Source organism: Streptomyces botrytidirepellens, from assembly GCF_003721215.1.
Taxonomy (GTDB): domain Bacteria; phylum Actinomycetota; class Actinomycetes; order Streptomycetales; family Streptomycetaceae; genus Streptomyces; species Streptomyces himastatinicus.
Window position 1 is genome coordinate 1 of record NZ_RIBZ01000331.1, and the last position, 18,948, is coordinate 18,948.

Sequence of the window (18,948 nt, forward strand, 5' to 3'; positions counted from 1 at the left end):
AGGCGGCGCCGGTGCGCCCGTCTGCCGCGCTCGGCGATGCGCGCGACGGGTGCCGCCCCGGCGCGGGCCTGCCCGGCGTCACCGGCCTGCCGGAACAGCGTCCGCAGCGGATCCCGGTGCGGATCCTGGATCTCAGACATCGGCGCTCTCCTCGATGCGCGGGTCCCGCAGGCGGTGGGCGAGCGCGGCGCGTCCGCGGACCAGATGCGTCTTGACGGTGCTGGTGGACAGGCCGGTCTCGGCGGCGATCTGCTCGACCGTGAGGTCGCACAGGTAGTGCAGGGTGAGCGTGCGCCGCTGCTGGGGCGGCAGTTCGCGCAGCGCGTCGACCAGCACCACCTGGTCCGGTTCCGGGCCCGCGACATGGGGTGGTGAGACGCCGCCGCGGTGCCAGGCGTCCGCCGTGCGCCGCCGGAACCGCCATCGGCTCACCGCCAGCCGCCAGGCGACCGTGCGGATCCAGGCCTCGGGCTGGCCGCCGCGGTCGAGTTGCCGCCTTCGGCTCCACCCCTTGACGAACGCCTCCTGGACGACGTCCTGCGCCTCGTGCAGGTCGCCGAGCATCACGTACAGCTGCCCCGTGAGACGCGTGACCGCCTGGGCGTAGAACTCTTCGAACTCCTCGACGGTCACCTGTCACTCCCGGATCCGTGTCTTCGCCGGGTATACGCCCGCCGGGTGGCATCCGGTCTACCCGAAGCAGGCAGAAAGAGAGTGATACAGACCACAATGCGCCGCTCGTGCCAGAAAAATGGAACACCAGCTCGGTCGGAGAATCGCACCGTCTACACTCACGGCGTTCCTATGTCCACTCCAACACGGTGTTTTCTCTTGGGAGTTGTTGAATTCGCATGCAGACGGACAAGTACGCAGCGGGTCGGTTGACAAGGCGTAGGTTCGCCCTGGCCGGGGGCGCTGCCGCCGCGGGTGCGCTCGGGGCGTTCGCGGTACGGCCCACCGAGGCCAACGCGGTCGACGCCGCTGCCGACGCCGCCGGGACCGCCGAGGCCAGCGCCGGTGGCCGGTTCGACCTCTCGGTGCCCTCCACGCAGCTCATCCGTGAGAAGGCACCGCACAACAACACCGTGCTCCAGTCCTTCGCGTTCGACGACGCCAACGGTCACCTCTACACGATCCAGCTGATGCAGGGCGGCATCCGGCTCAGCGGCGAATCCGCCCCCGTCTCCGGCGCCGACCGGGCCGCGCGCGGGGACATGTGCATCACGCAGCTGTCCCTCACCGGCAGCAAGCTGGGCCACATGTACGTCAGAGGCTTCGGCCACGGCGTCTCGATCGGCTGCGAGCCGACCGGTACCACCGCCCAGCTGTGGACCGAGTCGGACGCCAACCCCGACTCCGGCTACGGGCGCGCCATCAGCCGCTTCGCGTTCAAGGACGGCGCCGTGCTCGACAGCGGCTCGTCCGCGCTGGCCACCCACCGCCCGGTGGCCGGTTCGACCAGCAACCAGCCCGCCGTCGACATGCTCAACAAGCGGCTGCTGCTGCGCTACCGCCAGGGCGGCGAGGTCCGCTACCGGCTGATGAGCCTGGCCGGGGTCACGGCGGGCGACTACTCCGCCGTGTACGACGACATACCCCAGGTGGGCGTCGAGGACGGCGAGGTCTTCCAGGGCTTCACGGTGCTCGGCGACTACGTGTACCAGCTCACCGGCACCGCGTACTCCGACGAGAACGGCCCCAACCCGCCCTCCGGCCACGGCAACGCGCATGTCTCCTGCGTCGATCTGCGCACCGGCGAGCTGGTCCAGCGCGCCCGCACCGAGGCCGGTTACTCGCTCGACTACCGCGAGCCCGAGGGCATGGCCGTCCAGCTCACCAGCCCGCGCCGACTGTGCATGGGCTTCGCCTCCGGCGCGTCCGGCGCCCGCGAACTGAGCGTGTACTACAAGTCGCAGTGAACGCGCTCTAACCCGGTCGCCGCGCCGATCTTCCCTGGCGCCCGCCCGAGTGCGAGCCTGGACGTATGACCGACCTCATCGAGTCGCTGCGGGAGGGCCTCCCCGAGGAGGCAGTGCTCACCGACCCCGATGTCACGGCGGCGTACGCCAACGACATGGCGAGCTTCTGCGATGCGGGCGCGCCCGCCGTGGTCGTCCTCCCCCGCACCGTCGAGCAGGTGCAGCACGTATGCCGTACGGCCACGGCGCTGCGCGTCCCCGTCGTTCCGCAGGGCGCGCGCACCGGCCTGTCGGGCGCGGCCAACGCGTCCGACGGCTGCATCGTGCTGTCCCTGATCAAGATGGACCGCATCCTGGAGATCAACCCGGTCGACCGGATCGCGGTCGTCGAACCGGGCGTGGTGAACGCGGCGCTGTCGCGCGCGGTGCTGGAGAAGGGGCTGTACTACCCGCCGGACCCCAGCAGCTGGGAGCAGTGCACCATCGGCGGCAACATCGGCACGGCGTCGGGCGGGCTGTGCTGCGTGAAGTACGGCGTGACCGCCGAGTACGTCCTCGGCCTGGACGTCGTCCTCGCCGACGGACGGCTGCTGTCCACCGGCCGCCGCACCGCCAAGGGGGTCGCGGGCTACGACCTGACCCGCCTCTTCGTCGGCTCCGAGGGGAGCCTCGGCATCGTCGTACGGGCCGTCCTCGCGCTCAAGCCCGCCCCGCCCGAACAGCTCGTCCTGGCCGCCGAGTTCCCCTCCACCGCGGCCGCGTGCGACGCGATCTGCCGCATCATGGAGCGCGGCCATGTGCCCTCGCTGCTGGAGCTGATGGACCGTACGAGCGTGCGCGCCGTCAACGCCCTGGGCGACATGGGGCTCCCCGAGTCCACCGAGGCCCTGCTGATGGCCGCGTTCGACACCCCGGACCCCGCGTCCGACCTGGCCGCCGTGGGCGAGCTGTGCACGGCCGCCGGGGCGACCGAGGTGGTCCCGGCGGACGACGCGGCCGAGTCCGACCTGCTGCTCCAGGCCCGCCGCATGACGCTGACCGCGCTGGAGGCGGTCAAGGGCGTCACGATGATCGACGACGTGTGCGTGCCGCGCTCCCGCCTCGCCGAGATGATCGACGGGACGGCGGCCATCGCCGAGAAGTACGGGCTCACGATCGGCGTCGTGGCCCACGCCGGGGACGGCAACACCCATCCGACGGTCTGCTTCGACCCCGCGGACCCGGACGAGTCGCGGCGGGCGCGCGAGTCGTTCGACGAGATCATGGCGCTGGGTCTTGAGCTGGGCGGCACGATCACGGGGGAGCACGGGGTGGGCGTGCTGAAGCGGGAGTGGCTCGCGCGCGAATTGGGACCGGTGGGGGTGGAGTTGCAGCAGGGCATCAAGCAGGTCTTCGACCCGCTGGGTCTGCTCAATCCGGGCAAGCTGTTCTAGTCCCCGGCGGGCGGCTTCCCGTATTGACTGCCAAAAAGTTGCGAGGCGGTGCCACAGTGGGTACGGGCCTCGGGCCCGTCTGATAGACCTTGACAGCGCGCTCCGGGTTGCACTGCGGCAGCGCAGCACAGCAGCACGGCGAGCACAGATACGGGACATCGGAGATCATGAGCGCCCCTTCCTCAGGATCCGCTGACGGCAGCTCCATTCCTGGGTTTTATCCGGATCCGTCCATTCCCAACTACATCCGGTACTGGAACGGCGCTGCCTGGGTGCCCGGCACCAGCCGCCCCGCCCCGGCCGAGGGCGAGGCCATGCCCGCCGCGCCACCCGGAGTCACCCACACCCAGGTCACCAGCCCGGTGCCGGACGAGACCGGCCCGATGTTCCTGGACGAGGACCCGGAGCCGGGGCCCGCGGTGGAGACCGGCGGCGCCCTGCCCGAGGTGCGGCGGCGCGCCGAGATGGACGTACGGGAGTCCGGCCCGGGCAGCGTCATGGGCACCGAGCCGGTGCCGCCCGCCGGGACGGCCGCCCCGGTGGACTGGGACGATCCGCAGCGGCTGCACGGCACCCGCCCCGGAGCCGGGGCCGCCTGGCAGGCCGACGCGTCCCACCAGGCCGGGTTCGGCGGTGAGCAGGACCGCCGCATCTCCTGGGGCTCGGAGTCGGAGGACCCGCGAGCGGGGGTGCCCGACCCGCGCGGCGCGGCGGACGGCGACGTCGGTGGTGAGGGGAGCGGCCGTGGTGAAGGCGGTCGCGACGAGGGCACGCTGACGATGCGCGGCGGCGGCGCGGAGGCTGGGGCGGGTGCGGGCGACCGCAAGGATCGCGCCACCCACGCCCTCCCCGCCGTACGCAACACCCCGGAGCTGCCCTCGCCCTCCCCCTCGGCCGAGGCCGGTGCCGGGGCCGGTGCGGCGGACGGCACGATGGCGATCCGCGCGCTGCGGCCGACCGGCCGCGACGAGGGCACGATGACGTTCCGTACGCTCGACCGCGACGCACCGCCGCAAGGCCCCCAGCAGTCCCCACCGCAACAGCAGCCCCAGCCGCAACAGCAGCAGCCCCACCAGCCCCAGCAGCCTCCCCAGCGACAGCAACCCCCGCAGCAGCCCTACGGCGGCATTCCGGCCCAGCCGTCCCACGGCGGTCCCGGCGGTCCCGGGGGCGGCTGGCAGCAGCAGGTGCACCAGCTCGCCCAGCAGCCCCCGCAGCCGCAGTCCCCGCAGGCCCCGGCGCCCCAGCAGGGCGCGCCCGAGAGCGTCATCCCCTGGAAGCCCCCGGTCGACAATCCGTTCCTCCAGGCCGCCCAGGCCCAGGGGCGGCCTGCCGGGCTCGGCCGCCGCTTCTCCGCCCGGCTGATCGACATGGTCGTGCTGCTCGCCATCACCGGCGCGGCCGCGTTCCCGCTGTGGGGGAAGGCCGCCGACCACATCGACGGGAAGGTGGAGACGGCCAAGCAGTCCGGCGAGACCGTCACCGTCTACTTCCTCGACGGCACCACCAGCGGGTACCTGGCCATCGTGCTGGGCGTACTGCTGCTCGGCGGGATCCTCCTGGAGGCGCTGCCGACGGCCGTATGGGGCCGTACGCTCGGCAAGAAGCTGTGCGGGGTGCGGGTCCTGGACATCGAGGAGCACGACACCCCGTCGTTCGGCGCCGCCCTGCGCCGCTGGCTGGTCTACGGGGTGCTGGGCGTGCTGGTGGTCGGCTTGGTGAACGTGCTGTGGTGCCTGGTGGACCGCCCCTGGCGGCAGTGCTGGCACGACAAGGCCGCCCGCACGTTCGTGGCGACGGCCGACTGATCCTCGGATGGAGCATCCGGGTCGCCCGAACGGGGCGATCCGGATGCGATCGCCCTCGATCGGCGGTCGACTCGGGCCATGAGCACCGACCAGCCGCCGCCACCCGGGGGCGGGCCCCGCGACCGGGATCCGTTCGCCAAGCAGCCGCCGCCCCGGGCGAACGGCTCCCCGTACGGTGACCACGACGACGGCGCCGATCCGCTCGCGGGCATGCCTCCGCTCGCCCATCTCGGCCGCCGCCTGCTCGCCCGGATCATCGACGGGCTGATCATCGGCATCCCGGTCGGCCTGATCATGGCCCTGATCTGGGGCACGTACTACCCGATGGGCGATGGCAGCGACGCCCGCTCGTCCGTGTTCACGCTCGTCTACGTCCTGGCGTACTTCGTCTACGAGGGGCTGATGCTGACCCGCTACGGCCAGACCCTCGGCAAGAAGGCGATGCAGATCCGGGTGGCCATGCTGGAGACCGGCGAGCTCCCGGCGGGCGGCCCCGGCTGGGTGCGCGCCGCCACGTATGCGCTCCCCGAGATCGTGCCCTGCTGCGGCTTTGTCTTCTGGCTGGTCAACGTCTTGTGGTGCACCTGGGACCGGCCGTATAGGCAGTGTCTGCACGACAAGGTGGCCAAGACGGTCGTCGTCTCGGCCACGCCCTGAGGCATCGGCCCGCCGAGGGGCGCCCGGGCGGCTGCTGATGTAATCGGGGGCATGAGCCCCGACCAGCTGTCGTCGTCCCCGTACCCCGACCTCGCCGGGATGCCCCCGCTGGCCACTCCCGGCCAGCGCTTCGCGGCCCGACTGATCGACGACCTCGTGCTCGGCGTCATCTGGACGGTGGCGCTCGTCCTGACCGGCGCGTTCCAGTACACCGTGGACCATCCGGGCCAGCAGGACCTGGGCAAGGTGATGGCCGCGTTGATCATCACCATGGGGGTCTACTTCGCTTACGAGGGCACGATGCTGGCCCGCAGCGGTCAGACGCTCGGCAAGAAGGCGATGCGGATCCGCGTCGCGGTGCTCTCGAACGGGGACATTCCGGGCCGCCAGGGCTGGGTGCGCGCAGCGGTCTACACGCTGCCGGGCCTGCTGATCCCGGTGCTCGTCGGCACCCTGTTCTGGGTGCTCAACGTGGTGTGGCAGCTGTGGGACAAGCCGTTCCGGCACTGCCTGCACGACAAGGCGGCGCGGACGGTCGTGGTGTCAGCCGTGCAGTGAGTGCTCCCGCGGGGGCTCGGCGGCCACCGCGGACCCGGCCAGCGGGCGGTGGGTGCGCACCGTGCGACCCGCGCGGGACGGGCGGCACACCGGCACGGTGAGGGCCACCAGCAGCCCGAGTGCGAGACCGGCCACGGTCACCAGGCCCACCCCGAGGCCCGATCGGGTTTCGGATAGCAGCAGCATGGCCAGCGTCGACAGGACGACGGTGGCCGAACCATAGGCGAGCTGGGCAGAAGTCGGACGCGGCATGGCGGGATCCGTCCTCAGGGGGCATCGATATGCGGGGGCATGAGTCGGCTGACGTGCGCCGCCAAAAGACTCTACGGTGCTGGATGCCCGATGGGGAGCGGAACTAAGCGTGACCTCACCCACGGGAGCGGAGCACGGGGGGCGCACGGAATCACCGGCGCGTGCAACGGTGTTCCGCCGGACCGGGCCCGCCCGGGCGGCGCGGCCCGCGGGTGTCCGGTAACCGGTACATGGCGGACCGGGAAACGTAACGATCCCTCACAAGCAAGTCAAGGTCTGTCTTTTCTCCTGCCACTCCGGTCAAATGTGCGGCACCGGTGTGTGGAAGGGGAGGAACAAGTGAACAGCCAACGGAGGGCGGCCAGATCGGCCGCCGTCGCCACGGTGGTGGCCGCGCTCGGCGCGGCCGCGCTGTCAACGGGTGTCGCCCAGGCGGATGCGCCGTCTACGCGTGTCGAACGCCATGACCCGGCCCCCGCGAAGACGGACGTCGAGCACGATCTGGCGGGCCCGTTCAGCAAGCAGCAGGAGGCGCAGCGCCAGGACGCGCTGCGCCAGGTCATATCCGGGGACAAGGAGACCACCCGGCGCGGCGCGTCGCAGGTGGTGAAGCTCGGCAAGGGCAAGTACGTCGAGCTGGCCCGGGAGAAGACCGACAAGATCTTCACCGTGCTGGTCGAGTTCGGCGACAAGGTCGACGACACCACGATGTACGACCCGGACGGCGCCGACGGCCCCCAGCCGCCGGTGAAGAAGTACGGCGGCGACCCGGGCCCGGCGCACAACACGATCGCCGAGCCGGACCGCGCCGAGGACAACAGCACCGCCTGGCAGAAGGACTACAACCGGAAGCACTTCCAGGACCTCTACTTCTCGGAGGCCAAGGGCAAGGAGTCCCTGAAGAAGTACTACGAGAAGCAGTCCTCGGGCCGCTACTCGGTCGACGGCGAGGTCTCCGACTGGGTCAAGGTCGACTGGAACGAGGCCCGTTACGGCTCCAACTACTGCGGCGACACCAACTGCGCCAACGCCTGGGACCTGATCCGCGACGGCGTCAACCAGTGGGCGAAGGACCAGAAGGCGGCCGGCCGCACCGACGCGCAGATCAAGGCGGACCTGGCCAAGTACGACCAGTGGGACCGCTACGACTTCGACGGCGACGGCAACTTCAACGAGCCCGACGGCTACATCGACCACTTCCAGATCGTGCACGCCGGTGAGGACGAGTCCGCGGGCGGCGGCGCCCAGGGCGAGAGCGCGATCTGGGCGCACCGCTGGTACGCGTACGGCACCGACGCGGGCAGCACCGGCCCCGGCGCCAACAAGGCGGGCGGCACCCAGATCGGCGACACCGGCATCTGGGTCGGCGACTACACGATGCAGCCGGAGAACGGCGGCCTCGGCGTCTACGCCCATGAGTACGGCCACGACCTCGGCCTGCCCGACGAGTACGACACCACGGGCAAGGGCGAATCCTCCGTCGCCTACTGGTCGTTGATGTCCGCGGGCTCCTGGCTGGGCACCGGCGAGGACTCCATCGGCGACCTCCCGGGCGACATGTCCGCCTGGGACAAGCTCCAGCTCGGCTGGCTCAACTACGGCACCGCGAAGGCCGGTACGAAGTCCCGGCACACCCTCGGGGTCGCCGAGTACAACACCAAGAACAAGCAGGCGCTGGTCGTCAGCCTCCCCGACAAGCCCGTCACCACCGAGATCACCGCACCCGCCGAGGGCACCAAGCAGTGGTGGTCCGGCATGGGCGACGACCTGAAGAACACCCTCACCCGGTCCGTCGACCTCACGGGCGCCGCCAAGGCGAGCCTGGACCTCAAGGGCTGGTGGGACATCGAGGAGAACTTCGACTACCTCTACACCGAGGTCTCCACGGACGGCGGCGCCAACTGGACGCCGGTCGACGGCACCGCGGACGGCAAGGCCATCCCGCGCGACGCCGGTGACAAGCCCGCGCTGACGGGCACCTCCGGGGCGTACCGGAAGCTCTCCTTCCCGCTGGATGCCTACGCGGGCAAGAAGATCGACCTCCGCTTCCGCTACCAGACGGACGGCGGGGTCGCGCAGAAGGGCTTCACCGCCGACGCCCTCACCCTCACCGCGGACGGCAAGCCGGTCGTCACCGACGGCGCCGAGGGCGACGACAACGGCTGGACGACGGACGGCTTCTCGCGCGTCGGCGTGTCCTTCACCAAGGACTACCCGCAGTACTACCTCGCCGAGAACCGCCAGTACGTCAGCTACGACAAGACCCTCAAGACCGGCCCGTACAACTTCGGCTGGGCCTCCACCCGCCCCTCCTGGGTCGAGCACTTCCCGTACCAGAACGGTCTGCTGATCTGGCAGTGGGACACCTCGCAGCCGGACAACAACACCGGCGTCCACCCGGGCACCGGCCTGATCCTCCCGGTCGACGCGCACGCCACCCCGGAGAAGTGGGCGGACGGCACGCTCATGCGCAACCGGATCCAGGCGTACGACTCGACCTTCAGTTGGTACCGGACCGGAGGCTTCACCCTCCACAAGGACGGGAAGGCCGCGAAGGTCAAGGGCAAGTGGGGCACCCCGGTCTTCGACGACCGCAAGGGTACGTACTGGGACAAATCCAACCCCACCGCGGGGGTGCAGGTTGCTGACACCAACACCCGGATCGCGATCCTCTGGGAGCGCCCGGACGGCCAGTCGATGACCGTCCAGGTGGGCCCGTCGTCATAAGCGCAGGTCAATGCCGTGACGGCCGTCACCCACTAGCGGGCGGCGGCCGTTCGCGTTTAGATGCCCCTGGACCTTCTTATTGACACGACGTCTCACGGGGGACATGAACCGTATGGCCGATGGAGGATTCATCAAGCTGCCGGGCGGCAGTGTGGTGGTGGCACTGACCCTGCCCCGCCCGCTGGGCGAAGGCGGCGTCCGCGTCCTGGTCCACGCCGCGAACCGGGCGCGCGCCCTGACCAGGCTGCGCAACCTGGGGCTTCGCGCCGTGTACCTGCGCGGCAACAGCGCGCCACCGACGCCCGACGAGGTGACGGCGGTGCTCCACCACCCCGACGGCCTCCTCTGGCGCACGTCCCCCGACATCGGCGGCGAGCTGTGGCACCCCATCGCCGCCCTCCTGCGGCCCGCGGCGACGGCCTGACGGCCCCCTGACGGACGCCGGGCGCCCCCCTGGCCCGCGACTCGCGACGGGCCCCGGGGGCGCCCCTCAGGCCACCGGCTGGCCGCTCAGCCGGACGCCCGCATCCCGCAGCTCCTCCACGGCGCGCTCGGTGGTGGCCGGGGCCACTCCCACGGTCAGCCCCAGCAGCACGTGCGTCACGAACCCCTCACGCCGCGCGTCCAGCGCCGTGGCCCGTACACAGTGGTCCGTGGCGATCCCGACCACGTCCACCTCCGTCACGCCCCGCTCCCGCAGCCACGCCGCCAGCGACGTGCCGTGCTCGTCGACGCCCTCGAAACCGCTGTACGCCGCGGCGTACGCGCCCTTGTCGAAGACCGCGTCGATCGCGCCCGAGGCCACCGCGGGCGCGAAATTGGGGTGGAAGCCGACCCCCTCGGTGCCCGCGACACAGTGCGGCGGCCAGGTGCGCTCGTAGTCCGGGCGGTCGGAGAAGTGATCGCCCGGATCGATGTGGCGGTCCCGGCTGGCCACGATGTGGCGGTAACCGGGCGACGCCTCCCCGATGTAGTCGGTGATCGCGGCGGCGATGTCCGCGCCGCCCGTCACCGCGAGGCTTCCGCCCTCACAGAAGTCGTTCTGGATGTCGACGACGATCAGTGCCCTGTGCATCACGCACGCCTTCCGGCTCGGCCCGAGGTAATCACAGCAGTAGCAACAGCGGCAGGCGCGATCGGTGTGATCGCTGTCGACGCCATGGTCGTCATGGACGTACCCCTCACGCCTGCAAGTACTCCGTCGGCAGCACCGGCTCGCCCTGCGACAGCTGCGTCGCCGACAGGGGCAGCCCCGCCCGCGCCGCCGCGTGGCGGTCGCGCGCCGCGTCCAGCGGCTCCCGGGCCACGATCTCGCCGCCGCGCACCAGCTCCACCAGCAGCGTACGGTCCGCCAGGGCCTCCGGCACGGGCCCGCTGCCGACCACCTCGGCCTCGGCCACCCCGTCCGCGTCCAGCCGGCGGGCCGCCCACTTGCGGCCGCCGATGGAGGTCTTCGCGCCCATGGACTTCTTCGCCACCGGCACCAGCGGCGCGTCCGCCGCGTCGGACTCGGCGCGGGCGACCAGCTTGTAGACCATCGAGCAGGTCGGATGGCCGCTGCCGGTCACCAGCCGGGTGCCGACCCCGTACGCGTCCACGGGGGCCGCGGCGAGCGAGGCGATCGCGTACTCGTCCAGATCGCTGGTGACCACGATCTTCGTCCCCTTGGCGCCCAGGTCGTCCAGCTGCTGGCGCACCCGGTGGGCGAGCAGCAGCAGGTCGCCGGAGTCGATCCGGACGGCGCCCAGCTCCGTACCGGCGATCTCCACCGCGGTGCGCACGGCCTCGGCGACGTCGAAGGTGTCCACCAGCAGGGTGGTGTCGCTGCCGAGCGAGTCGACCTGGGCGACGAAGGCGTCGCGCTCGCTGTCGTGCAGCAGGGTGAAGGCGTGGGCGCTCGTGCCGACGGTGGGGATGTTGTAGCGGAATCCGGCCGCGAGGTCCGAGGTGGTGGCGAAGCCGCCGACGTACGCGGCCCGGGCGGCGGCCACCGCGGCCAGCTCATGGGTGCGGCGCGCGCCCATCTCGATCAGCGGCCGCCCGCCCGCCGCGACCGACATCCGGGACGCGGCGGCGGCGACCGCCGAGTCGTGGTTGAGGATGGAGAGGATCACGGTCTCCAGCAGCACCGCCTCCGCGAAGGTGCCCTCCACCCGCATGATCGGCGAGCCCGGGAAGTAGACCTCACCCTCCGGATATCCCCAGATGTCGCCGCGGAACCGGAAGTCGGCGAGCCAGGCGAGCGTCGGCTCGTCCACGATCCGGTGCTGGGCGAGGAAGTCCAGGACGCCGCCGTCGAAGCGGAAGTTCTCGACGGCGTCGAGGACCCGCCCGGTGCCCGCGACGACGCCGTAGCGGCGTCCCCCGGGCAGGCGTCGGGTGAAGACCTCGAAGACCGAGCGGCGGTCGGCGGTGCCGGCCCGCAGCGCGGCCTGCAACATGGTGAGTTCGTACCGATCGGTGAACAGCGCAGTCGACGGCACGTCCACCGGCAGTCCCAAGTCCGCAGTGTCCATGTTGATGATGTTACCCCGCATACTCGTCAGAGTGACGAGATCTGGGTGCCGGTTTAGGCGACCGGCCCTACCGGGTGGCAGCATTGGGGGTGTGAGTGTCAGTCCGGTGGAGATCGAACGTCCTGAAGCCAGCGAGGCGCCGATGGAGGTGCCCGAGCCGGACGTTCCCTGGGTGACGGTGGTCCACAACGACCCCGTCAATCTCATGAGCTATGTCACGTACGTGTTCCAGAGCTACTTCGGCTACTCCAAGGACAAGGCGCACAAGCTGATGCTGGACGTTCACCACAAGGGGCGCGCGATCGTGTCCAGCGGGAGCCGCGAGGAGATGGAGCGCGACGTGCAGGCGATGCACGGGTACGGGCTGTGGGCGACGCTCACGCAGGAGCGCTGATGTCGGGACGATTCGAGCCGCTGCCCGGCGGCGGTGCCGCCGTCGCCCTGGACGAGGTGGAGATTTCCATCCTGCGCAGCCTCGCCGTGCAGCTCGCGGAGCTGATCGGCCCGGGCGACCAGCCGGCCGGGTCCGAGGACCCGCTGGACGCGCTGTTCGCCGAGGGGCCCAGCGAGGCGCCGAGCGACCCGGCGCTGGCCCGGTTGTTCCCGGACGCCTACGGGGGGCCGGACCAGGAGCTGGACGGGGACGCGGAGAAGGAGGCGCGCGCCGCCTCCGCGGAGTTCCGCCGGTACACCGAGAACGACCTGCGGGCCCGCAAGCGCGATGACGCCCTGGCGATGGTGCGCGACCTGGACTCGCTGTCCACCGGGCCGACCGCCAAGGACCAGGCGGTGCTGGAGCTGGCCCCCCAGAAGTCCCGGCAGTGGCTCGGTGCCCTCAACGACCTGCGGCTGGCGATCGGGACCCGGCTGGAGGTCACGGACGATGACGACGGCGGTGAGCTGCTCGGACTCCCCGACTCCGATCCGCGGAAGCCGATGGTGATGGCGTACTTCTGGCTGGGCGGACTCCAGGAGACGCTCATCGAAACGCTGATGGCCTGACCTCTGTGGCGTGATCTCTTCCGCTTGTGATCACTGAGTGTTCGTTTAGAGGGTGCTCAACTCCGGATAACGATCGCATCACCACGATCACTCGCTTTGTTGTGCACGACGGCCTTTGTCCGCTTCTCCCTGTGGCGTGCCCCACATTCCACTGAGTGGATCAGTGCTGCTCTCGTGGTAAATCTTCACGATCGCCAGCCGCACAGGGAGAAAGGCACACCACATGACCTCAGCGGCGCCTGAAGAGGGCTACGAGCGCGGCCTGGGTAGTCGCCAGGTACAGATGATCGCCATCGGCGGTGCCATCGGTGTCGGTCTGTTCATGGGAGCCGGGGCCAACATCGCCAAGGCGGGCCCCAGCATCATATTGATGTACGCCCTCGCCGGCGTCGTCATCTTCTTCATCATGCGAGCACTCGGTGAGCTGCTCCTGTACCGCCCCGTCTCGGGGTCCTTCGCGGAGTACGCCCGCGAGTTCCTCGGCCCGTTCTTCGGTTACGTCACCGGCTGGACCTACTGGCTCATGTGGGTCGTCACCGGCATGGCCGAGCTGACCGCCGCGGCCATCTACATCCACTTCTGGTTCCCGTCGATCCCGCAATGGGTCAGCGCCCTGGTCTTCCTGGTGATGCTGTTCGGCGTCAACCTGATCTCGGTGAAGATCTTCGGCGAGGTCGAGTTCTGGTTCTCGATGGTCAAGGTCACCGCGATCATCGGCATGATCGTCATCGGTCTCGGCGTGCTGACCCTCGGCTTCTCGGAGGCCGGTGACACCGCGGCCGCCTCCAACCTCTGGTCGCACGGCGGCTTCTTCCCCAACGGCATAGGGGACAGCCTGATGACGCTCCAGGGCGTCATGTTCGCCTACCTCGCCGTCGAGCTGGTCGGCATCACCGCGGGTGAGTCCCAGGACCCCNGTCGGCATCACCGCGGGTGAGTCCCAGGACCCCGAGAAGACCCTGCCCAAGGCGATCAACACCCTGCCGTTCCGCATCATCGTCTTCTACGTCGGCGCCCTGCTCGTCATCCTCTCCGTCGTGAAGTGGACCGAGTTCTCCGCGGGCGAGAGCCCCTTCGTGCACGCCTTCTCGGTGATCGGCATCCCCTTCGCGGCGGGCATCGTCAACTTCGTCGTCCTCACCGCGGCCCTGTCCTCCTGTAACTCCGGCATGTACTCCACCGGCCGCATGCTGCGCGACCTGGCCGCCAACAGCGAGGCGCCGGGCATCTTCGGCAAGCTCAACGCCCGCAAGACCCCGTTCGCCGGTATCGCCCTCTCCGCCTTCCTCATGGGCATCGGCGTGATACTGAACTACACCGTTCCGGACAAGGTCTTCACCTACGTCACCTCGGTGGCGACCGCGGCCGGGATCTGGGCCTGGGCGATGATCCTGATCAGCCACATCCGCTACCGCCGCGCCGTCGTGGCCGGCCGGCTGCCCGCCTCGTCCTTCCCGGCGCCCGGCGGTTCGGTCTTCAGCTGGGTGGCGCTGGTCTTCCTCATCTGCGTGACCGGTCTGATCGCGTACGACGCGGAGACCCGGATCTCCCTGTACGTCGGCGCCGTCTGGGCGGTGATCATGGTGATCGGCTGGTTCGTGCTCAAGAGCCGTACGCCCGAGGTCGCCGACCCGGAGCGCAAGCCCGAGTTCGCCCGGGACTGACGCTTCCGCCCCTTGGGCGCATCGTCTCAGCAGGCGGGCTCCGGACTTCGGTCCGGAGCCCGCCTCCTATTGTGTGCACCATGCTGACCATCACCCAGGAGCTTCACGACCGGATCGTCGCGCACGCGCGGGCCGACCACCCCGACGAGGCGTGCGGCGTCATCGCGGGCCCGGCCGGAAGCGGCCGCCCCGAGCGGTTCATCCCGATGCTGAACGCGGCCCGCTCTCCCACGTTCTACGAGTTCGACTCGACCGATCTGCTCAAGCTCTACCGCGAGATGGACGACCGCGACGAGGAGCCGGTCGTGATCTATCACTCGCACACCGCGACCGAGGCGTACCCCTCTCGTACGGATATCTCCTACGCCAATGAGCCCGGTGCGCACTACGTCCTCGTGTCCACCGCCGACTGCGGCAACGAGGAGGGGCCCTTCCAGTTCCGTTCCTTCCGGATTGTCGACGGTGAGGTCTCCGAGGAAGAAGTCGAGATCATCCCGGGCTGACCCGATACGTCGTCTCGTATCGCGGTTGTTACCCGTCCGTACCGCGGGACACGCTTCCGAGGGGCGGATCGGGAATCGATACGATGAGTTCATGGTTTCCGATGACGTGAGCGAGAAGACGCCGGGCATGCTGCTCGTGGCGCGGCTCCACGTCGACCTGTGCCGACTCGCCAGCGCGATGTGTCCGCGCCGCGCCGAGGCCGCCTGAGCGCGTCCTCCCGACGCCCCACGCCCGCCCGAAGCACGCAGCCGAAGCCTTCCGACGACGCCCCCGGCCCGATCCGGTCCGGAAGTCCACCCCGCCCTCCCACAGGAGATTGAGAATGGCCATCGAGGTCCGCATCCCGACCATCCTCCGCACCTACACCGACGGCCAGAAGGCGGTCGAGGGCAGCGGGACCACGGTCGCCGAGCTGTTCGCCGACCTGGAGTCCCGGCACGCCGGCATCCAGGAGCGCCTGGTCGACGGTGGCGAGCTGCGCCGCTTCGTCAACGTCTACCTGAACGACGAGGACGTCCGCTTCCTCGACGGCATCTCCACCAAGCTCTCGGACGGCGACAACGTGACGATCCTCCCGGCCGTCGCGGGCGGAATGTACTGATGCGGTACGACAGCCCCCTGGCAGCGGTCGGCAACACGCCGCTCGTCCGGCTGCCACGGCTCTCGCCCTCCCCGGACGTCCGGGTCTGGGCGAAGCTGGAGGACCGCAACCCGACCGGTTCGATCAAGGACCGCCCCGCGCTCCACATGATCGAACAGGCCGAGAAGGACGGCCGGTTGACCCCCGGCTGCACCATCCTGGAGCCGACCTCCGGCAACACCGGCATCTCGCTCGCCATGGCGGCCAAGCTCAAGGGCTACCGCATCGTGTGCGTCATGCCGGAGAACACCAGCGAGGAGCGGCGCCAGCTGCTCGCCATGTGGGGCGCGGAGATCATCTCCTCGCCCGCCGCCGGCGGCTCCAACACCGCCGTCCGGGTGGCCAAGGAACTGAGCGCCGAGCACCCCGACTGGGTGATGCTCTACCAGTACGGGAACCCCGACAACGCGGGCGCCCACTACGCCACCACCGGCCCCGAGATCCTGGCCGACCTGCCCTCCGTCACCCACTTCGTGGCGGGCCTGGGTACCACCGGCACCCTGATGGGCGTCGGCCGCTTCCTGCGCGAGAACAAGCCCGACGTGCGGATCGTCGCCGCGGAGCCGCGCTACGACGACGTCGTATACGGGCTGCGCAACCTGGATGAGGGCTTCGTCCCCGAGCTGTACGACGAGTCCATCCTCACCACCCGCTTCTCCGTCGGCTCCGAGGACGCGGTGGCCCGCACCCGTGAACTCCTCGCCCAGGAGGGCATCTTCGCGGGCGTCTCCACCGGTGCCGCGCTGCACGCCGCCCTCGGTGTCGCCCGCAAGGCGGTCAAGGCGGGCGAGAGCGCCGACATCGTCTTCGTCGTCGCCGACGGCGGCTGGAAGTACCTGTCCACCGGCGTCTACACCGCGGCCACCACCGAGGAGGCGGTCGAGACCCTGCACGGCCAGCTCTGGGCGTAGCCCCCCGGCGGAATCCGGCGCACCGGGGGTACCCGGTGGTAACCGATGTGGGGCATACGCGGCTGCCCGGGGCTCCGTCCTGGTGATTCCGCCCACAACGCGGGCCCGTGGAGGAGCTACCAGGGCTTTAGCGCCTTACGCTCGTGGGCACCCCGTATGACCCCGCACCCGCCGCCTCGCCCATGGCCCTCGGCATGGGGACCCCTCAAGGAGGTTCCTGCTCCATGAAGCTCACCGTCGTCGGATGCTCGGGGTCGTTCCCGTCCGCGGAATCGGCCTGCTCGAGCTACCTCGTAGAGGCCGACGGCTTCCGGCTGCTCCTCGACATGGGCAATGGCGCCCTCGGCGAGTTGCAGCGCCACTGCGGTCTCTACGACCTCGACGCCGTGATCCTCTCCCACCTCCACCCCGACCACTGCATCGACATGTGCGCCTACTTCGTCGCGCGGTACTACCGCCACGACGGGGGCCGCGCCGAGGCGATCCCGGTCTACGGGCCCGAGGACACCGAACGCCGCCTGGTCCAGGCGTACGACGACGTGCCCGACGAGAAGTCGATGCAGGAGGTCTTCGACTTCCGCACCCTGACCCCGGGCACCTTCGAACTGGGCCCCTTCACGATCCGCACCGCCCGGGTCTGCCACCCGGTGGAGGCGTTCGGCTTCCGCATCGAGCACGGGGACCGCGCCCTGGTCTACTCCGGTGACACCGGCCCCTGCGAGGCCCTGACGGACCTGGCCCGGGGCGCCGACCTCTTCCTCTGCGAGGCGGCCTTCACCCACGGCAAGGAAGACATCCCGGAGCTGCACCTCAACGGCCGCCAGGCCGGTGAGCACGCGCAGGCCGCGGGCGCCGCCGCCCTGGTCCTCACTCACATCCCGCCGTGGACCGACCCCCACCTCAACCAGCGCGACGCCGAGGCCGTCTTCGACGGCCCGGTGACCCTGGCGCGGTCCGGTGCCGTCTACGAGGTCTGAGCGCCCGCACGCGAAAACGGGCCGGATCTGCTGGAGCAGATCCGGCCCGTCGCGTCGTGTGCCCTACTTCCGTGTGCCCTACTTCTTCGCGGCGCTCGTCGCGGCCGCGTCGTCGAGGGAGTCCTCCGGTTCGCGTCCCGGGGTCGGGATGTTGAACTTCGTGATCACGAAGCGGAACACCACGTAGTACAGGACGGCGAACGCCAACCCGATCGGGATGATCATCCAGGCCTGCTCGCTGTGCGACCACCCCAGCAGGTAGTCGAAGAGGCCGCCGGAGAACGTGAAGCCGCTGCGAATCCCGAGCGCCCAGGTCAGCGCCATGGACACACCCGTCAGCACGGCGTGGATCCCGTACAGCACCGGCGCGATGAACATGAACGAGAACTCGATCGGCTCCGTCACACCGGTCACGAAGGCGGTCAGCGAGACCGAGATCATCATGCCCATCACGGCCTTGCGGCGCTCCGGGCGCGCGCAGTGCGCGATCGCGAGACCGGCCGCGGGGAGGGCGAACATCATGATCGGGAAGAAGCCGGTCATGAACATTCCGGCCGACGGGTCGTCGTGGAAGTAGCGCGCGATGTCGCCGTGCCAGGTCTGGCCGCCGGAGGAGAAGTCGCCGAACTGGAACCAGGCGAACGAGTTCAGCAGCATGTGCATGCCGACGGGGATCAGCAGGCGGTTCACGACGCCGAAGATGCCGGAACCGATCGCACCATTGGCCGAAAGCCACTCGGAGAAGCTGTTGAGTCCGTCACCGATCGGCCCCCACAGGAAGCCGAAGACGACGCCGTACAGCACGCCCGCGAAGGACATCAGGATCGGGATGAAGCGGCGCCCGCTGAAGAAGCCCAGCCAGTCCGGCAGCCGGGTGCGGTGGTACTTCTCCCACAGCACCGCGGCGGTTATGCCGACCACGATGCCGCCGAGCACGCCCGGGTCCTGCGGCTTGCCGGTGACGTCGCTGACGAAGCCGGTCAGCACGTTCTTGTAGACGAGGAAGCCGACCAGGGCCGCGAACGCCGTCGTGCCGTCCGACTTCTTCGCGAAGCCGATCGCGACGCCGAGGCAGAACAGCAGGGCCAGGTTGTCGAAGAGCGCGCCGCCCGCGTGGGCGAAGATCTCCGCGAGTTTGTTCCAGCCGAGCCCCGCCTTGCCGAAGACGTCGTCCTGGCCCAGTCGGCTCAGGATGCCCGCGGCGGGCAGGGCGGCGACGGGCAGCTGGAGACTGCGTCCGATCTTCTGCATACCCTTGATCAGACCGGCGCCCCGCTTCTGGGCGGGCGCCGCCGAGGCGGTGGCCGTACTCATCGGATTCCTCCTGGTGAGGCGGGCGCTCGGGAAACAGGGGACGGCCCGCGATATGGTCTACACCAC

Annotated in this window: 19 protein-coding genes and 1 pseudogene; 15 read left to right on the top strand and 5 right to left on the bottom strand. The window is 70.1% G+C overall.

The features are described from left to right. Positions 1–132: 132 nt before the first annotated feature. Entirely contained in the window at positions 133–633 is a 501-nt protein-coding gene (locus tag EEJ42_RS30030; protein WP_123104893.1) for a SigE family RNA polymerase sigma factor, read from the bottom strand. Between the two features lie 248 nt (positions 634–881). Between EEJ42_RS30030 and EEJ42_RS30035 the strand changes: the two genes are divergently transcribed. The 5 genes from EEJ42_RS30035 (at position 882) to EEJ42_RS30055 (ending at position 6,375) form a co-directional block, all read left to right on the top strand. Continuing rightward, positions 882–1,919: a phage baseplate protein gene (locus EEJ42_RS30035; protein WP_246097486.1), complete on the top strand. Its 1,038-nt coding sequence runs from the start codon at positions 882–884 to the stop codon at positions 1,917–1,919. Between the two features lie 65 nt (positions 1,920–1,984). Continuing rightward, entirely contained in the window at positions 1,985–3,352 is a 1,368-nt protein-coding gene (locus tag EEJ42_RS30040) for an FAD-binding oxidoreductase (protein ID WP_123104897.1), read from the top strand. 167 nt (positions 3,353–3,519) lie between these two features. After that, positions 3,520–5,160, top strand: coding sequence for an RDD family protein (locus EEJ42_RS30045; RefSeq protein WP_123104899.1), 1,641 nt, complete (start codon positions 3,520–3,522; stop codon positions 5,158–5,160). Between the two features lie 78 nt (positions 5,161–5,238). Continuing rightward, complete coding sequence (locus EEJ42_RS30050; protein ID WP_123104901.1) at positions 5,239–5,817, top strand: RDD family protein; 579 nt, start codon at positions 5,239–5,241, stop codon at positions 5,815–5,817. Between the two features lie 51 nt (positions 5,818–5,868). Further along, complete coding sequence (locus EEJ42_RS30055; protein ID WP_123104903.1) at positions 5,869–6,375, top strand: RDD family protein; 507 nt, start codon at positions 5,869–5,871, stop codon at positions 6,373–6,375. On the opposite strand, the gene EEJ42_RS30060 is transcribed toward EEJ42_RS30055, so the two are convergent. Beyond that, complete coding sequence (locus tag EEJ42_RS30060) at positions 6,361–6,627, bottom strand: hypothetical protein (RefSeq protein WP_123104905.1); 267 nt, start codon at positions 6,625–6,627, stop codon at positions 6,361–6,363. The genes EEJ42_RS30055 and EEJ42_RS30060 overlap by 15 nt on opposite strands. A gap of 339 nt (positions 6,628–6,966) precedes the next feature. Here EEJ42_RS30060 and EEJ42_RS30065 point away from each other — a divergent pair, with 339 nt between their 5' ends. Both EEJ42_RS30065 and EEJ42_RS30070 read left to right on the top strand, forming a co-directional pair. Then, positions 6,967–9,354, top strand: a complete 2,388-nt coding sequence (locus EEJ42_RS30065) for an immune inhibitor A domain-containing protein (protein WP_123104907.1) — start codon at positions 6,967–6,969, stop codon at positions 9,352–9,354. Positions 9,355–9,466: 112 nt separating this feature from the next. Beyond that, positions 9,467–9,778, top strand: coding sequence for a hypothetical protein (locus EEJ42_RS30070; protein WP_123104909.1), 312 nt, complete (start codon positions 9,467–9,469; stop codon positions 9,776–9,778). 66 nt (positions 9,779–9,844) lie between these two features. On the opposite strand, the gene EEJ42_RS30075 is transcribed toward EEJ42_RS30070, so the two are convergent. Beyond that, positions 9,845–10,429 carry a nicotinamidase gene (locus EEJ42_RS30075; RefSeq protein ID WP_123104911.1) on the bottom strand — a complete coding sequence of 195 codons (585 nt, stop codon included), beginning with the start codon at positions 10,427–10,429 and terminating at the stop codon, positions 9,845–9,847. A gap of 106 nt (positions 10,430–10,535) precedes the next feature. Then, positions 10,536–11,870, bottom strand: coding sequence for a nicotinate phosphoribosyltransferase (locus tag EEJ42_RS30080; RefSeq protein WP_123104967.1), 1,335 nt, complete (start codon positions 11,868–11,870; stop codon positions 10,536–10,538). Positions 11,871–11,952: 82 nt separating this feature from the next. Between EEJ42_RS30080 and clpS the strand changes: the two genes are divergently transcribed. The 8 genes and pseudogenes from clpS to EEJ42_RS30115 all read left to right on the top strand — a co-directional run bounded on the left by clpS (position 11,953) and on the right by EEJ42_RS30115 (position 17,568). Then, on the top strand, positions 11,953–12,264 hold the full coding sequence (gene clpS / locus EEJ42_RS30085; protein WP_063735273.1) for an ATP-dependent Clp protease adapter ClpS: 312 nt from the start codon (positions 11,953–11,955) through the stop codon (positions 12,262–12,264). Beyond that, positions 12,264–12,872, top strand: coding sequence for a DUF2017 domain-containing protein (locus EEJ42_RS30090; RefSeq protein WP_123104913.1), 609 nt, complete (start codon positions 12,264–12,266; stop codon positions 12,870–12,872). The genes clpS and EEJ42_RS30090 overlap by 1 nt, the downstream gene beginning before the upstream one ends. A 223-nt stretch (positions 12,873–13,095) precedes the next feature. Further along, a pseudogene (locus EEJ42_RS30095) lies at positions 13,096–14,536 on the top strand (amino acid permease). Positions 14,537–14,616: 80 nt separating this feature from the next. Beyond that, positions 14,617–15,039: a M67 family metallopeptidase gene (locus EEJ42_RS30100; protein ID WP_009717528.1), complete on the top strand. Its 423-nt coding sequence runs from the start codon at positions 14,617–14,619 to the stop codon at positions 15,037–15,039. Positions 15,040–15,130: 91 nt separating this feature from the next. Continuing rightward, positions 15,131–15,247, top strand: a complete 117-nt coding sequence (locus EEJ42_RS54310) for a putative leader peptide (protein WP_342778345.1) — start codon at positions 15,131–15,133, stop codon at positions 15,245–15,247. Between the two features lie 115 nt (positions 15,248–15,362). Next, positions 15,363–15,641, top strand: coding sequence for a MoaD/ThiS family protein (locus EEJ42_RS30105; RefSeq protein ID WP_123104915.1), 279 nt, complete (start codon positions 15,363–15,365; stop codon positions 15,639–15,641). Beyond that, entirely contained in the window at positions 15,641–16,591 is a 951-nt protein-coding gene (locus EEJ42_RS30110) for a PLP-dependent cysteine synthase family protein (RefSeq protein WP_123104917.1), read from the top strand. The genes EEJ42_RS30105 and EEJ42_RS30110 overlap by 1 nt, the downstream gene beginning before the upstream one ends. 224 nt (positions 16,592–16,815) lie before the next feature. Further along, a complete protein-coding gene (locus tag EEJ42_RS30115; RefSeq protein ID WP_123104919.1) occupies positions 16,816–17,568 on the top strand; it encodes an MBL fold metallo-hydrolase in 753 nt (250 codons plus the stop codon). A 78-nt stretch (positions 17,569–17,646) separates the two neighbouring features. On the opposite strand, the gene EEJ42_RS30120 is transcribed toward EEJ42_RS30115, so the two are convergent. Further along, the gene (locus EEJ42_RS30120) at positions 17,647–18,882 is read right to left on the bottom strand and encodes a PTS transporter subunit EIIC (protein ID WP_123104921.1); all 1,236 of its coding nucleotides are present in this window, start codon (positions 18,880–18,882) and stop codon (positions 17,647–17,649) included. Between the last annotated feature and the right edge of the window lie 66 nt (positions 18,883–18,948).

Bases quoted from the DNA above. Each gene is read 5' to 3' on its own strand.
- EEJ42_RS30080 (WP_123104967.1), bottom strand. From the start codon at position 11,870: ATGGACACTGCGGACTTGGGACTGCCGGTGGACGTGCCGTCGACTGCG.
- EEJ42_RS54310 (WP_342778345.1), top strand. From the start codon at position 15,131: ATGGTTTCCGATGACGTGAGCGAGAAGACGCCGGGCATGCTGCTCGTG.
- EEJ42_RS30040 (WP_123104897.1), top strand. From the start codon at position 1,985: ATGACCGACCTCATCGAGTCGCTGCGGGAGGGCCTCCCCGAGGAGGCA.
- EEJ42_RS30090 (WP_123104913.1), top strand. From the start codon at position 12,264: ATGTCGGGACGATTCGAGCCGCTGCCCGGCGGCGGTGCCGCCGTCGCC.
- EEJ42_RS30105 (WP_123104915.1), top strand. From the start codon at position 15,363: ATGGCCATCGAGGTCCGCATCCCGACCATCCTCCGCACCTACACCGAC.
- EEJ42_RS30120 (WP_123104921.1), bottom strand. From the start codon at position 18,882: ATGAGTACGGCCACCGCCTCGGCGGCGCCCGCCCAGAAGCGGGGCGCC.
- EEJ42_RS30115 (WP_123104919.1), top strand. From the start codon at position 16,816: ATGAAGCTCACCGTCGTCGGATGCTCGGGGTCGTTCCCGTCCGCGGAA.
- EEJ42_RS30060 (WP_123104905.1), bottom strand. From the start codon at position 6,627: ATGCCGCGTCCGACTTCTGCCCAGCTCGCCTATGGTTCGGCCACCGTC.
- EEJ42_RS30075 (WP_123104911.1), bottom strand. From the start codon at position 10,429: ATGCACAGGGCACTGATCGTCGTCGACATCCAGAACGACTTCTGTGAG.
- EEJ42_RS30070 (WP_123104909.1), top strand. From the start codon at position 9,467: ATGGCCGATGGAGGATTCATCAAGCTGCCGGGCGGCAGTGTGGTGGTG.
- EEJ42_RS30050 (WP_123104901.1), top strand. From the start codon at position 5,239: ATGAGCACCGACCAGCCGCCGCCACCCGGGGGCGGGCCCCGCGACCGG.
- EEJ42_RS30100 (WP_009717528.1), top strand. From the start codon at position 14,617: ATGCTGACCATCACCCAGGAGCTTCACGACCGGATCGTCGCGCACGCG.
- EEJ42_RS30055 (WP_123104903.1), top strand. From the start codon at position 5,869: ATGAGCCCCGACCAGCTGTCGTCGTCCCCGTACCCCGACCTCGCCGGG.
- EEJ42_RS30045 (WP_123104899.1), top strand. From the start codon at position 3,520: ATGAGCGCCCCTTCCTCAGGATCCGCTGACGGCAGCTCCATTCCTGGG.
- EEJ42_RS30110 (WP_123104917.1), top strand. From the start codon at position 15,641: ATGCGGTACGACAGCCCCCTGGCAGCGGTCGGCAACACGCCGCTCGTC.